Source organism: Nostoc sp. ChiQUE01b, assembly GCF_034531255.1.
Taxonomy (GTDB): Bacteria; Cyanobacteriota; Cyanobacteriia; order Cyanobacteriales; family Nostocaceae; genus Nostoc.
The window spans coordinates 58,955-72,191 of sequence record NZ_JAVRBM010000008.1 but is presented as its reverse complement, the minus strand read 5'-3'; the positions used below and the strand labels follow the sequence as shown (position 1 = coordinate 72,191).

Below are 13,237 nucleotides of genomic sequence, written 5' to 3'. Positions count from 1 at the left end.
TTGCTAATTACCAAACAGCCCGGAAAGCTAATGGAGTTGGTCAGGTTTGTACATCGCCAGACCACTCAATATTGCCAGCAGTGGGATGGGAATGATAGCAGTGTAAACTAGACGATGCCATACATAATTCTTGTGCTTGGGGTTCTGGCTGACTTGCAATACTTTTAAGTCACCACGATGTTTCCAGATAAACTGCTGTCTGCAATACGCTATAGTTTGGTGGACATCTTGAAGAAAATGCGGAGATTTGATCATGACCGCTGCCACCACGCCCCAGGTTCCTGTTGAAGCCTCAATCCGTCCGGTAGAACCCTGTGCGATTATTATCTTTGGAGCAGCAGGAGATTTAACCAAGCGTCTGCTGCTTCCCGCCCTCTACAACCTCAAACAAAGTAATTTGCTGCCGCCGGAATTTGCGATCGTTGGAGTCGCACACACTTCAATGAGTCAGGACGATTTTCGTAGCAAACTCGCCGAAGACATTCATGAGTTCGCAACGGTTCCCGTAGACGAGAAGCTCTGGCAACCGCTTGAGCAGCGACTGTACTATCTTGCTGGTGAGTTTCAGGAGCCTGACACTTACCATCAGTTGCAAGACTTACTCACTCAAATCGATCGAGACTGTGGCACTCAGGGAAACTATTTGTTCTACCTGGCAACTGCCTCTAACTTCTTTTGCGACATCATTACGCAGCTTGGTGCAGCCGGATTAGTGCGCGAAGAAAGCGATCGCTGGCGGCGAGTTATCATCGAGAAACCGTTTGGGCACGATTTGGACTCGGCTCGTACCCTGAATAAATCCATTGGTGCTGTCCTTCAGGAAAAACAGATTTATCGCATCGATCACTACCTGGGCAAAGAGACTGTACAAAATATTCTGGTGTTTCGGTTTGGTAATGGCTTGTTTGAACCAATTTGGAATCGCGAACATATCGATCACGTACAGATTACCGTAGCCGAAACGGTTGGAGTCGAAGGCAGAGGCAACTTTTATGAAGGTACAGGCGCAGTGCGGGACATGGTGCAAAACCATCTGTTTCAACTGCTGGCAATGACGGCGATGGAACCGCCCGTCTCGTTTTCAGCCGATGAGGTGCGTGATGAAAAGTCAAAACTATTGAAATCCATCATTCCGCTCACTGCTGAAACTGTGCAAACTCATACTGTACGGGGACAATATGGTGCAGCAACGGTGAAGGATACCCAAGTGCCTGCTTATCGATCAGAGCCACGAGTTGCGTCAGACTCTAACACTGAAACTTATGCTGCCTTAAAGCTAAACATCGATAACTGGCGCTGGGCAGGAGTGCCGTTTTATCTCCGAACGGGCAAGCGTTTAGCTAAACGCGTGACTGAAATTGCAATTCAATTTAAGCAAGTACCTTCACTATTATTTCGCCAAACCTCAATTGAGCGTCTTACGCCTAATTTCTTGACCATCCGCATTCAACCACAAGAAGGAATTCACCTCCAATTTGGTGCAAAGGTGCCTGGCCCCGCGATGGCAATGGATGCGGTGGAAATGGAGTTTTGCTACACTGACTACTTTGGCAAGATCCAGAGTACTGGCTATGAAACTTTGCTGTACGACTGCATGATTGGTGATGCAACTTTGTTTCAGCGATCGGACAACGTAGAGCTAGGCTGGAGCGTTGTCACCCCCATTTTGGAGGCTTGGGCAACCACCTCACCTGAAAACTTTCCCAACTATGCAGCAGGCTCATGGGGGCCATTGGCAGCAGATGATTTGTTGGTGCGCGATGGTCGGCAGTGGCAGAGGATTGACTTATAGTCTAAACATACACTTATGTGCTAAATCTCTTAACATCAAGTTTTCGCACAATTGAGGTGACATCAGATGCCAGATATTATAGATACTGCAATTAATGCAGGTTCTTTCAACACCTTAGTAACAGCTATTACTACCGCTGGTCTTGATACTGCACTTAAGGGAGATGGGCCATTTACTGTCTTTGCCCCAACAGACGAAGCCTTTTCCAAGCTGCCATCAGGAGCGGTAGAAGAACTCCTAGAGGATGTGATTAAGTTAAGAAAGGTTTTAGAGTACCATGTGGTTTCTGGCAAGATTAATGCAACTAATTTAGTTCAGTCGCAAAAGCTAACAACAACCGAGGGAAAAGATATCAAAGTTAATACTGAGAATAATGTTAAGGTGAATGATGCTTACATTGTGACTGCGGATGTAGAAGCTGACAATGGTGTTATTCATATTATTGATAATGTATTATTCCCTGAATAACTTTGTTCAGATACTTGCTTTCATTGAATTTTGTCATTCAGATCGGATGAGCATTTAACCCACATTCCGCAGATATTAAAGCGGATTTAATATCTGCGGAATGTGGGATTTAAGAAAATACAGCAGTTTGCAAGTAAATGAGGTACAAAACATAGGACTCACGCATTAAATATAAAAAGTTTCTACCTCCTGCCTTGTCTACGACACGCTGCGCGATCTGCCTCCTGTCTCAAAACCCGTAACTTTGTACCTCATGTAAAAGAAAAGTGCTGTAAGGTATTATATATTGCAAAACAATGCTGGCATTTTTCTAGTAGCGATCGCTCGAAAGCAACTGATAGATCGAGCTTGAGCTCGTCAAACGTTCAGACGACACAAAAGGCTTCAACTTACTACCGAAACACTAGATTGTGGAAGGAATGCTCAGATAGCTGAACTTTTCTATAAATTCTCATATGTTCCTTCCGTTTTGCCCATAATAGCAAGTAGTAAAGAAAACTTTTTTATTCAGTAATATTTCGCCAACGGTATCCTCAATTAACTTTTGTTAAGTTTCGGAAAATCTCTCATTTTTTTGAAGAGTATAAGCAGTTGTCGACAGTTCATTACAACTATCTACAACTGTAGTAACAACCATTTCCTTAACCAAAGGAGTAAAACATGAAAACTTTTGACACAAATCCCCTTTTTGTAGAGCTTTCCTTTGAAGAAGCTAGTACCATTAAGGGTGGAGCGAAAGTATTACTTCGTGAAAACATCAATTATGGTGGTAAGACATTCAGTGCAACCCGAAGCCGTCCATACGTCGGGGATGATTTTAACGATGAAACTTCCTCAATTATTATTACAGGAGGAACGTGGCGTTTCTATGCAGATGCAAATTACAGAGGTTCTTACAAAGATTTAGGACCAGGCTACTATCCTTGGGTCGAAAACTTTGGGATAACTAATGACACAATCTCATCCTTGAAATTAATCGCATCTTAGAGTGCTTGGTTGTAGGAAAAATTGAAGCAGTACTCTGTAATGCAAAACCCGCAGCCATCGATAGTGGTAATTCACGCTCGGTGTCATCGCCCTAATGCTAGAGAAGCTGCAAAAAAGGCAAAGTAGCGTTTCGGAAGGGTGGGCACTGTTACCCACCCTAACACTTTAACTTGCTACTGCTTCAGCAACGGCTACGGGTGAATAAACACTAACTTTTTTACGAGTTTTGCCCTTTCTCTCAAACGTCACAACACCGTCGATTAAGGCAAACAAAGTGTCATCACTACCAATACCGACATTGTTACCAGGGTGGAATTTAGTACCACGCTGACGCACGAGAATGTTTCCTGCACGTACAACTTGGCCGCCATAACGCTTGACACCCAGACGTTGGGCATTAGAATCACGACCGTTACGTGTACTACCTGTTCCTTTCTTATGAGCCATGATTTCCTCTTGTGTATCTACTTCTTTTATTATTCAGCAGCGGTTTCAACTTCTTCAGCAGCAGTGTCATCTACAACGGGAGTTTCCTTCTCCGCTTCTCCTTGGGCAGCAAATACTGCACCGTTAAGAGTGATGGAGTCAATCATGAGTCTGGTAATTTCCTGACGATGCCCCCGCTTTTTGCGGGTTTTCTTTTTCGGCTTCATTTTGTATACCAGAACTTTACGACCTCTGTAATGTCGCAGTACAGTCCCTTCTACAGTCGCACCTGTTACTAATGGTTGTCCAATGGTGACTTCGCCATCGTGCTGCACGAGTAATACGGAATCTATTGTAACTTTTTCATCGGGTGCGATCGCAAGCAGTTCAATGTCGTAAAACCGCCCTGGCTCTACTCGTATTTGTTTGCCGCCAGTTTCAATAATTGCGTAGGTCATGGAATTGTCCTTGAGGTTGCCGTACAGGTAGCTGGTTTTTACCTCCTATAGAGATGCTTTTGCCAGCCTTTGTAATATGTCTACCTGATCCGAGCAGGAATTAGACAGACAATCTAACATAGTATTTTATTAACAAGCGTCGAGTCAAGCTCTAAGAGGATTTTTGGGTTTGGCATTGCTGTCTGGTCAGCCTGAAAATGAAAAATCAGCTAATTACGGGACGTGATGCGTAAAGCCCCCTTTTTCTAAAAGGGGGATATAAGCGGATGACCGAATTTATTCGGTTGTGACATGATATAATTACGTTAGTGTACCTGACGTAAAAATGCTGGTATTTGAGGCAAAACTTGAAGGAACAAACGAGCAGTATCAATCGCTTTCTGAGGCGATTAGAACCGCTCGTTTTGTTCGCAACGCTTGTCTTAGATACTGGATGGATAACCGAAATATTGGCAGGTATGAGTTAAGTGCTTATTGTGCTGTACTTGCTGCCGATAAAAACTTCCCTTGGGTGGACAAGCTTAACTCTATGGCTCGACAGGCTTGTGCCGAAAGAGCATGGAGTGCAATTGCCAGATTCTTTGACAACTGCAAGAAAAACAAACCTGGAAAGAAGGGTTATCCCCGTTTCAAGCGCAGTCAGACGCATGGTTCTGTCGAGTATAAAACCAGTGGGTGGAAATTTTCTGCTGACCGTCGCTACATTAGTTTTAGTGATGGCTTTAAAGCAGGAACCTTTAAACTCTGGGGAACCCGTGACTTGCATTTCTACCAACTCAAGCAGTTTAAGAGAGTACGGGTTGTGCGTCGTGCTGATGGCTACTATTGTCAGTTTTGCATCGACCAAGAGCGAGTAGAAAGACGAGAGCCAACGGGTAAAACTATTGGTATTGATGTGGGATTGAACCACTTTTTGACCGATAGTAATGGGGAAACAATCGCCAATCCTAGACATCTCCGTAAAAGTGAGAAGTCTTTGAGACGACTGCAACGCCGAATGTCGAAAACTAAAAAAGGTTCCAACAATAGAGGCAAGTTTAGAAATAAACTTGCGCGTAAGCATCTCAAAGTAAGTCGCCAGCGTAAAGACTTTGCCGTGAAAACAGCAAGGTGCGTGGTGAGGTCTAATGACCTTGTGGCGTATGAGGATTTGCGGGTGCGGAATATGGTCAAGAATCATCGCTTGGCTAAGTCGATTAGTGACGCATCGTGGTCTTTGTTTCGTGAATGGGTTGAGTACTTTGGCAAAGTATTTGGCGTGGTAACTGTTGCAGTGCCTCCCCACTTGACTTCGCAAAATTGCTCTAATTGTGGGCAAGTTGTGAAGAAATCTCTTAGTACTAGAACCCATTCTTGTCCTCATTGTGGACATACCCAAGATAGGGATTGGAACGCGGCACGGAACATATTAGAAAAAGGATTAAGTACGGCGGGTCACGTCGGAACTAAGGACACTGCGCTCTTGCGCTCTGCCGACTTGTAGCATGTGTCCGGTACGCCTCTGGAGATATCGACCTCTGCTTGGGTGGGGAAACTCCTCCAAGTAAGCCGAGTCGTGGAAAGAGGAAGCCCAAGGAGTAATCTTTGGAATCCCCGTCACTTTTAGTGCGGGGAGGATGTCAATCTGTTCTTTTGCTCATTTTCCAAGACTGGCGAGGGATTAGCCAACTGTCGCCATGAGTATAGACGTAGCTCGTTGTAGACATCGCCCACTCGCACGAATGTAAATTGTATTTACAATAAGTCAGAACAAATACTTTTTAGATAAAAATTGCTACTATCTTAGGGCTGAATCGACCAAAAATTAACATTAGTTAGTATTAGCTGAAAAGTTATATTTTTTTATCAAAATCAACACATTTTTGTTCTTTGTTTTAATATCAAATATAAGGTGTCTCATCTAGAAATTCTTTACAAAAGTTAGTGAATCCTCAAAAGTTAAACTATCACATTCAAACCTGATATTTCAAACAGGAGATTGATTGTCATGACACAGGAAAATGCTGCCCGACTTTTTCAAGCTATAAAACAAGATCAAGCATTACAGCAAAGACTCAAAGCAACAGCCGATCCAGAAGCCTTCATCAAAATTGCTCAAGAGCGTGGCTATGATTTCAACGGCAAAGAACTAGACAGCGAAATCAGCAAATTATCTGAGGAAGATTTAGCTGCCATTGTCAATCCAGGATGGGGAAATAGACGCCACATTTATCCTAGATAATTCCTGTTCATAGGAACTCGAAAGTATAGGAACAACTGAATTGACAATTTTTGCTCCTGAAGGGGATAGCGTTGCATCATCCCCTTTAGGGGCATTTCTGTTAAACCGAGGCTCAGATCCCTGATTTCTTAGAGAAGTTGGGGATTTTATGGTTCGCAGATGATTCCTTTCTCTACTCCAATACGGTTCAGATAAGCTTTTTTTTCTCCCCCTGCTTCCCCTGCATCCCCTGCTCCCCCTGCCTGCCTCAACGGATAAATTTCCTTAACTGAACCGTATTGTTCTCTACTCTCCATCTCGCCACCTGCTTAACTCATGAGTTAGGATGACTATATTTTAATCAGGTGATATGAAAAGAATAGAAGTTGAGCAAAGAACTATTTTAATTGGTTTGGCAGGTAGCCACGGTTATGGTTTAAATCGTCCTGATTCTGACTTTGATTATCGGGGAGTATTTATTGCACCCAAAAAGTACTATTTGGGATTTGATCGGATAGAACAAAAAGATAGTGGTTGGGATGAACCAGGAATATTTCCATTCGTTGATGGTAACAAAGACACAGTTATATATGAATTAAGAAAAATCCTCCAGTTATTAGCGGGCGCGAATCCCAATGTTTTAGAATTGCTTTGGTTGAATAACTATCCTTTTTTAAGCGCAGTCGGACAGCATTTAATCGATCGTAAACAGTTATTTTTGAGCAAGAAGGTAAAACATACTTATACTGGTTATGCCTTTGCCCAAATCAAAAAGATGGAAACTCATCGTAAGTGGTTGTTAAAGCCACCGCAAAAAAAACCAATACCATCTGACTTCGCTATAGAAGACGAAGCACCTTTGAGCAAAGATGAGCTAAATGCTTTTCTGGAATATCTCTATAACTTAATCAGAGGGCGGATTGAATTTTTGGAAGAAGCGGAACAATTATATCAATTGCTGACAGCAGATATTGATTTTAAAGGGGTATTAAAACAATACACTTTACCTGATGAAACTTTGGAATATACTCAAAAGTTAACCAATAGCCGTAAAGATTTTATCCGTCTGCTTCAGAAAAGCCAAAGCTATCAAATAGCTTTAAGAGAATGGAAGGCTTACTTATCTTGGCAGGAAAATAGAAATCCGGCTAGAGCAGAAATGGAAAGAAAGTCGGGTTTTGACCTGAAACATGGAATGCACTGCATTAGATTGTTACGCAGTGGAGTAGAAATATTGCGGCGAGGTGAAGTGATTGTAGATAGGAGAACAGCTGGTGATGTTGAAGATTTAAAAGCTATTTTAAAGGGTGAGTATTCTTATGAACAGGTGATGAAAATGGCAGAAGATTTGGTCGCCGAAATGGAGATTGTTTGCGAACAATCTGCCCTACCTCATAAACCTGATTTGGAGCAAATTAATGAATTGTGTATGGAATTGGTGGAAATGCAGAATTGGTAATTGGGCATTGGGGATTGGGCAAAACAGTTCCGAGTTTCGAGTTCCGAGTAAAGAAGTGAGATTTCCCACTCAGCACGGGCTAAACGCCCCGCTACCGCTAACAGCACTTAGCACTCAGCACTCCTGAAGGGCATTGGACATGGGACATTGTTAATTAAGTTTCTTCCCTATTCCCTATTCCCCACTCCCCACTCCCCATTAAAGAGTGTGCATTAAATCAGCAAAGCCATAAAGGCTGATGATGAGTAATAGGGATGCTGTTAGTTGGGTAATTCGTCTCTGGGGTGAGGGGGCGATCGCTTCCCGCACTAAGATGGAAATAGATGCCCCAACTACTAAGCTCAAGCCTAAGATTAAATAGGGTATGTCGGGTAAAATACTGGCTATTGCCAACATCGCGATCGCTAATAAGAGCATCAATAATTCTACAAACCTGGGCGGGTTGTATTGGCTAGATAGAACAAAGCTGTTGAACCAAAAAGACCAAATTCTCATAGTTAGTGTTGAGTTAAAAGTTAGGAGTTAGAAATTATGAGTTATGAGTTATGAGTTAGGAGTTAGAAATTATGAGTTAGAAATTATGAGTTATGAGTTAGGAGTTAGGAGTTGTGAATTATATAGTCGGTGGTGAGTGAAGAATTAAAGTTATGAGTTACGAAGCAGCTTTCCATTCAAAACTCCTCACTCTTAACTTCTAACTCCTCACTCCTAACTCCTAACTTTTAACCCCTCACTCCTAACTTTTGACCTGTGCCGTTTTTTTGTGCAGTATCACTTTCTGGTAGTTCGACGCCAAAAACACGGCTAAAAACTTTGGCGACTTTATAGCCAGAATCAATCGATTCTAAAGGGTCTTTCCGCAGTCTGTGACGCAGGCATAGCGTAATTACGCGGTGGATATCATCAACTGTAACTTCAGTGCGTCCTTCATAAGCTGTTAAGGCTTTGGCGGCGCGGTTACTAACAATGTCACCCCGCAAACCATCCACATCCAATTCTGAACAGACTTCAGAAATTTTCACCCGCAAATCGTAGTCAATTTTCACTTCTGGCAAAAGCTGTTGAGCATTGACAATTTGCTCTTGCAATGCTTCTTGCTGGGGTTTGTATTTTTCGAGAAATACTGGCGGATTTTGGTCAAAATCCGCCCGTTGTTCCACTATTTGCACCCGCAAAGCTGGTTCTTTGACTGTGTGAATTTCTGCGTGCATCCCAAAGCGATCGAGTAATTGGGGGCGTAGTTCGCCTTCTTCGGGGTTCCCAGAACCCACAAGCACGAAACGGGCTGGATGACGGATAGAAATACCTTCTCGTTCTACAGTGTTCCATCCACTGGCAGCGGAGTCGAGTAACACGTCTACAAGGTGGTCATCTAGTAAGTTGACTTCATCCACATAGAGAATGCCGCGATTAGCCTTTGCTAGTAGTCCCGGTTCAAAAGCTTTGACACCTTCAGATAAAGCTTTCTCGATGTCGATTGTGCCACAAACTCGGTCTTCTGTAGCTCCTAGCGGCAGGTCTACCATTTGGACTTTTTTGTGAGTTATGGGAATTTCCGCTCCTTGTTCTAAAAGTTGGCGGACTTCATCGCTCATCAAGTCGGGGTCGCTAGGATCGCTACTGAAGGGGTCATTAGCAACCACAGAAATTTCTGGTAGCAGATCCGCCAGCGCCCGGATAGTTGTGGATTTCCCGGTGCCGCGATCGCCCATAATCATTACACCCCCAATTTTGGGGTCAATCACGTTCAATAGCAGCGCCAGTTTCATTTCTTCCTGGCCCACAATTGCCGTAAAAGGAAATACTACGCGACGTGCACTTGTCGTGGATTGAGCAGTTGGACTCACTAAATTACCTTAACAATATTTTTCTTATTACAGTTCTTTATTGTGACACAGGTAGGGTGTCGGGGAATGTGAAGATCGGGGGCAGGGGGCAGGGGAGGCAGGGAAAGAAAATTTTACCTTGTCCCCCATGCCCCATGCCCAATGCCCAATGCCCCATTCCCCATACCAAATATCTATTGGGCACAAATGCTTATTAGCTGCGTCAACTATCTTAATTTGTCTACTTTAGTTTTTTTGGTGCAAAAGTTCCATAAGCAAGGAACGAACAACTACTAACTCATCAATTTTGTACTAAGCATAAATACTTGTAAACTATATGGTTAGTAGATTCAATCGTAAAAGTGAGCAGTGGCTTGTGTGGGTAGCTAATGCATCATTCAAATTCATGAAATCATCATTTATTGTTCAAAGTTGGCGGCGACTACTCAAGTCTCTTTTTCCGATTCTTATTTTAATATCGTTTGTTACTGTATTGTTGGTGGACAGTTTCACCCCTGCGATCACTGAAGGTGGACGCTTCAGCGCCTTCGCACAGTTACCCCGTCAGGAAATTCGCGGGGTTTGGATGACCACTAATGATTTTGACACCCTCAAGAATCGAGACAAAGTACAGGATGCAGTAAGTCAACTGCGGCGGATGAACTTCAACACAATCTATCCTGTGGTGTGGAATTCTGGCTATGTGATGTATCCTAGTGCCTTAGCACAACGCGCAGGTATTCAGCCTTTTGTCTACAAAGGTTCAGATGGACATGATATTCTGGCAGACCTGATTAACCAAGCCCATCGCCAACGATTGCTAGTGATTCCCTGGTTTGAGTTTGGCTTTATGGCTCCCCCAACGTCAGAACTAGCAATGAATTACCCGGATTGGTTCACACAAAAGCGGGATGGCAGCCAAACTTCGATCAGTGCGGCTGGTGAAGTGATGTGGCTCAATCCGTTCTTTCCGCAAGTGCAACAGTTCATCACTAATCTTGTGTTGGAAACTGTTACCCAATATGATGCCGATGGCATTCAGTTTGACGATCACATGAGTTTGCCTCACGAGTTTGGCTACGATCAATATACAGTTGCTTTGTACACCAAAGAAACCAAGAATCCTCCCCCAAATAATCCCCAAGATGCGGCATGGGTAAAGTGGCGCGCAGATAAAATTACGGCGTTCATGGTAAAACTTAACCAAGCTGTAAAACAGAGAAAACCCCAGGCGATTTTCTCTGTTTCTCCTAATTACTATGATTTGGCTTACAAGTTTCACTTGCAAGATTGGCTAGGTTGGATGCGACAAAATATTGTGGACGAGTTAATTGTGCAAATTTATCGTCCCGAACTGAAAAGTTTTGTGGCAAATATTTCCCGCGCAGAAATTCAAGAAGCGCAACAAAGAATTCCAACTGGAGTTGGCATTATGACAGGGTTACGAAATAACCCAGTTCCCATGCAGCAAATTAAGTCTCAGGTGCGGGCTGCCCAAGAACGGGGTCTAGGCGTAATTTTCTTTTATTATGAAAGTCTTTGGAACGATGCTCTAGAATCTTTAACTGAGCGACAAGCTGGATTTGAAAATCTTTTTCCATCTCCTGCACTGCGCGCCAGAGTTGAATAACTTTTCTGTTTAAGATGACATTAATGAGTTCGTAGTAAGCACTTTAGTCCTTATTTTTTAGCACTAAAGTGCTTACTACAAACTCTTCATTCAAAGCGACGGTAAACTCCATCCCGCAAGTGGTGTGGAGAGGGATAGTCGCCTCGTCGCTTGGGGCATTGGGCATTGGGTACAAGAGGCAGAGGTGCAAAGGGGCAGAGGGGCAGAGGGGAAAGACTTACTACAACTGCTCCCCTGCTCCCCTATCTCCCTCATCTCCCTTATCCCCCGCTCCCTACTCTTAACTCAGCATGGCAATCTTCGACCGAAGTGCGTTGTCGCATGGCACTAACTAAAGTCTCATAACTAGACCAATTTTCTTGCAATAGAGTTTTTGCCTGGAGGGTATGGAAACGCAGTTTTTGCTGATAAACTGATTCAGAAAAGCCTAAAATTGTCAAGACTCCTATCAGCTTGCTTTTATCATCAGTTCCACCCTCAGCATTATTAAAAACTAGGGTTTCAGCAGCAATACCCGCCATCCAAACAGTGCAGTAGCGGTCTAGCATTTGGGCGCTGAGTTTACCTACTTCTAGTTGAGATGCTAATTCACCATCATCAAAGCTAACGCCGCCTTGTCCAGGTTGCCCCTGTTTCCAGGCTTCCCAAGCGCTGAGTGTGTAGCCAGTAACGGGAATACCCAACAGGTAAGCAACCAAAAAATGCCCTGCTTCGTGGTGGACGATGCGATCGCGGTGTTCTTTTGAAAAACCAGCAATCCAATCCAAAAAGATAGTACCACCTTTGCCTTGCAAGCTGAAACTATCTAATGTCGCTATGCCTAAGATGGTGAAGGTAGCCAGTGCTGGTACTGCCGGTGATAAGTTGAAGAATGGCCCCACCAGTACCGATAGGGTCATGAGAAAGATAGATATTGCAACTAAATTTAGACTAGTTTGGCTCATTGAGAGTTTTCTGAAAATCTGCTTAATCTTTCTACATTATGGGGCAATGTCTACGACGGGCGTAGATGCAGCACAGCTTTTGTATCAAGCTAGTTGGAGCGATCGCCTAATTTTTTTATCTTACACTAATTAAATTACTGGCTTAATAACGGATGTTTTCTCTATCACTAGAATGATGGCTGCTTTTCCAGTCGCAGACATAATGTGACTTTAGCAGGTATAAAACATCAAATTAGGAGATGAATGTGACTGAACAATTCAAAAAAGGCGATCGGGTTGAATGGAACACTTCACAAGGCAAGACAACTGGCAAAGTAGTAAAGAAGCTCACTTCACCTACAGATATTAAAGAACACCATATTGCTGCAAGTGAAGATAACCCTGAGTACTTAGTTGAAAGCGATCAGACAGGAAAACAAGCTGCTCACAAACCTGATGCTCTTAAGAGAGTAGAGGAGTAAAGCTTAGTCATGAGTAAAGATGTTAAAACGGTGATTGACGAGTTTCATCAAGTTGTCAATATGACACCCAAGGAACTAGAGTCTTGGCTAGATACGGATGAGTCACAAACTGTCGGGCAAAAGGATGGCGACGATGAGTCAATCGGTCATAAATCTGGACGGCGTATCATCCAGCTATTGCAGAGAAAAGATGATTATACTAACGACGATCTTTCGCACATGAAGAAAGTTATTAGTTACGTCCACCGTCATCTTGCACAGAAGCCATCGGGTGATTTGGAACACACACGCTGGTGCTATTCTTTGAAGAATTGGGGACACGATCCACTCAAGTAAAGTATCTTATACCCCGCCATTTAGGTGGGCAAATTCCCGCGATCGCCCTAAGTACAGTTTTGCGTAAAAGCATAGCATTTTTAATGTAGGGGGATGCATTGACATTGCAGAGGGATGCATTGACATTGCAGAGGGATGCATTGGCATTGTATCGAGATGCATTAAGATTGTATTGGGATACATTGGCATTGCAGAGGGATGCATTGACATTGCAGAGGGATGCATTGACATTGCAGAGGGATGCATTGGC

16 protein-coding genes and 1 pseudogene are annotated in these 13,237 nt (G+C 43.4%); 9 read left to right on the top strand and 8 right to left on the bottom strand.

Annotation, left to right across the window (positions count from 1 at the left end; all coding sequences use genetic code 11):
• Positions 1 to 27 precede the first annotated feature (27 nt).
• Positions 28 to 255: a hypothetical protein gene (locus RMY63_RS07920; protein ID WP_322728182.1), complete on the bottom strand. Its 228-nt coding sequence runs from the start codon at positions 253 to 255 to the stop codon at positions 28 to 30.
• On the opposite strand from RMY63_RS07920, the gene zwf reads away from it, so the two are divergent.
• The 3 genes from zwf to RMY63_RS07905 all read left to right on the top strand — a co-directional run bounded on the left by zwf (position 254) and on the right by RMY63_RS07905 (position 3,247).
• Positions 254 to 1,792, top strand: a complete 1,539-nt coding sequence (gene zwf / locus RMY63_RS07915) for a glucose-6-phosphate dehydrogenase (RefSeq protein WP_322728181.1) — start codon at positions 254 to 256, stop codon at positions 1,790 to 1,792. The two genes, RMY63_RS07920 and zwf, sit on opposite strands and share 2 nt — an antisense overlap.
• Positions 1,793 to 1,858: 66 nt before the next feature.
• Entirely contained in the window at positions 1,859 to 2,260 is a 402-nt protein-coding gene (locus tag RMY63_RS07910; RefSeq protein WP_322728180.1) for a fasciclin domain-containing protein, read from the top strand.
• Positions 2,261 to 2,920: 660 nt separating this feature from the next.
• Entirely contained in the window at positions 2,921 to 3,247 is a 327-nt protein-coding gene (locus RMY63_RS07905; protein ID WP_322728179.1) for a beta/gamma crystallin-related protein, read from the top strand.
• 165 nt (positions 3,248 to 3,412) lie between these two features.
• On the opposite strand, the gene rpmA is transcribed toward RMY63_RS07905, so the two are convergent.
• Together rpmA and rplU are read right to left on the bottom strand one after the other, a co-directional pair.
• Positions 3,413 to 3,694 carry a 50S ribosomal protein L27 gene (gene rpmA / locus RMY63_RS07900; RefSeq protein WP_322728178.1) on the bottom strand — a complete coding sequence of 94 codons (282 nt, stop codon included), beginning with the start codon at positions 3,692 to 3,694 and terminating at the stop codon, positions 3,413 to 3,415.
• A gap of 29 nt (positions 3,695 to 3,723) precedes the next feature.
• On the bottom strand, positions 3,724 to 4,131 hold the full coding sequence (gene rplU, locus RMY63_RS07895; protein ID WP_322728177.1) for a 50S ribosomal protein L21: 408 nt from the start codon (positions 4,129 to 4,131) through the stop codon (positions 3,724 to 3,726).
• 325 nt (positions 4,132 to 4,456) lie between these two features.
• Here rplU and RMY63_RS07890 point away from each other — a divergent pair.
• Positions 4,457 to 5,712 (top strand): annotated as a pseudogene (locus RMY63_RS07890) (RNA-guided endonuclease InsQ/TnpB family protein).
• Positions 5,713 to 6,118: 406 nt separating this feature from the next.
• Complete coding sequence (locus RMY63_RS07885) at positions 6,119 to 6,352, top strand: Nif11-like leader peptide family natural product precursor (RefSeq protein WP_322728176.1); 234 nt, start codon at positions 6,119 to 6,121, stop codon at positions 6,350 to 6,352.
• A 146-nt stretch (positions 6,353 to 6,498) separates the two neighbouring features.
• Here the strand turns inward: RMY63_RS07885 and RMY63_RS07880 are convergent, their stop codons facing one another.
• Positions 6,499 to 6,648, bottom strand: a complete 150-nt coding sequence (locus RMY63_RS07880; protein ID WP_322728175.1) for a hypothetical protein — start codon at positions 6,646 to 6,648, stop codon at positions 6,499 to 6,501.
• 53 nt (positions 6,649 to 6,701) lie between these two features.
• Here RMY63_RS07880 and RMY63_RS07875 point away from each other — a divergent pair, with 53 nt between their 5' ends.
• Entirely contained in the window at positions 6,702 to 7,790 is a 1,089-nt protein-coding gene (locus RMY63_RS07875; RefSeq protein ID WP_322728174.1) for a DNA polymerase beta superfamily protein, read from the top strand.
• A 198-nt stretch (positions 7,791 to 7,988) separates the two neighbouring features.
• Here RMY63_RS07875 and RMY63_RS07870 read toward each other — a convergent pair whose 3' ends face one another.
• Together RMY63_RS07870 and bchI are read right to left on the bottom strand one after the other, a co-directional pair.
• On the bottom strand, positions 7,989 to 8,285 hold the full coding sequence (locus tag RMY63_RS07870; RefSeq protein WP_322728173.1) for a hypothetical protein: 297 nt from the start codon (positions 8,283 to 8,285) through the stop codon (positions 7,989 to 7,991).
• A gap of 227 nt (positions 8,286 to 8,512) precedes the next feature.
• The gene (gene bchI / locus RMY63_RS07865; RefSeq protein WP_322728172.1) at positions 8,513 to 9,637 is read right to left on the bottom strand and encodes a magnesium chelatase ATPase subunit I; all 1,125 of its coding nucleotides are present in this window, start codon (positions 9,635 to 9,637) and stop codon (positions 8,513 to 8,515) included.
• A gap of 316 nt (positions 9,638 to 9,953) precedes the next feature.
• On the opposite strand from bchI, the gene RMY63_RS07860 reads away from it, so the two are divergent.
• Positions 9,954 to 11,246 carry a glycoside hydrolase family 10 protein gene (locus RMY63_RS07860; RefSeq protein ID WP_322728171.1) on the top strand — a complete coding sequence of 431 codons (1,293 nt, stop codon included), beginning with the start codon at positions 9,954 to 9,956 and terminating at the stop codon, positions 11,244 to 11,246.
• 260 nt (positions 11,247 to 11,506) lie between these two features.
• Here the strand turns inward: RMY63_RS07860 and RMY63_RS07855 are convergent, their stop codons facing one another.
• Complete coding sequence (locus RMY63_RS07855; protein ID WP_322728170.1) at positions 11,507 to 12,190, bottom strand: ATP-dependent Zn protease; 684 nt, start codon at positions 12,188 to 12,190, stop codon at positions 11,507 to 11,509.
• A 245-nt stretch (positions 12,191 to 12,435) separates the two neighbouring features.
• Here RMY63_RS07855 and RMY63_RS07850 point away from each other — a divergent pair, with 245 nt between their 5' ends.
• Together RMY63_RS07850 and RMY63_RS07845 are read left to right on the top strand one after the other, a co-directional pair.
• Positions 12,436 to 12,651, top strand: a complete 216-nt coding sequence (locus tag RMY63_RS07850) for a DUF2945 domain-containing protein (protein WP_322728169.1) — start codon at positions 12,436 to 12,438, stop codon at positions 12,649 to 12,651.
• A gap of 9 nt (positions 12,652 to 12,660) precedes the next feature.
• Positions 12,661 to 12,987, top strand: a complete 327-nt coding sequence (locus tag RMY63_RS07845; protein ID WP_322728168.1) for a DUF3140 domain-containing protein — start codon at positions 12,661 to 12,663, stop codon at positions 12,985 to 12,987.
• Here RMY63_RS07845 and RMY63_RS07840 read toward each other — a convergent pair.
• The coding region (locus tag RMY63_RS07840) for a hypothetical protein (protein WP_322728167.1) at positions 12,980 to 13,237 on the bottom strand (258 nt) is incomplete at its 5' end. The genes RMY63_RS07845 and RMY63_RS07840 overlap by 8 nt on opposite strands.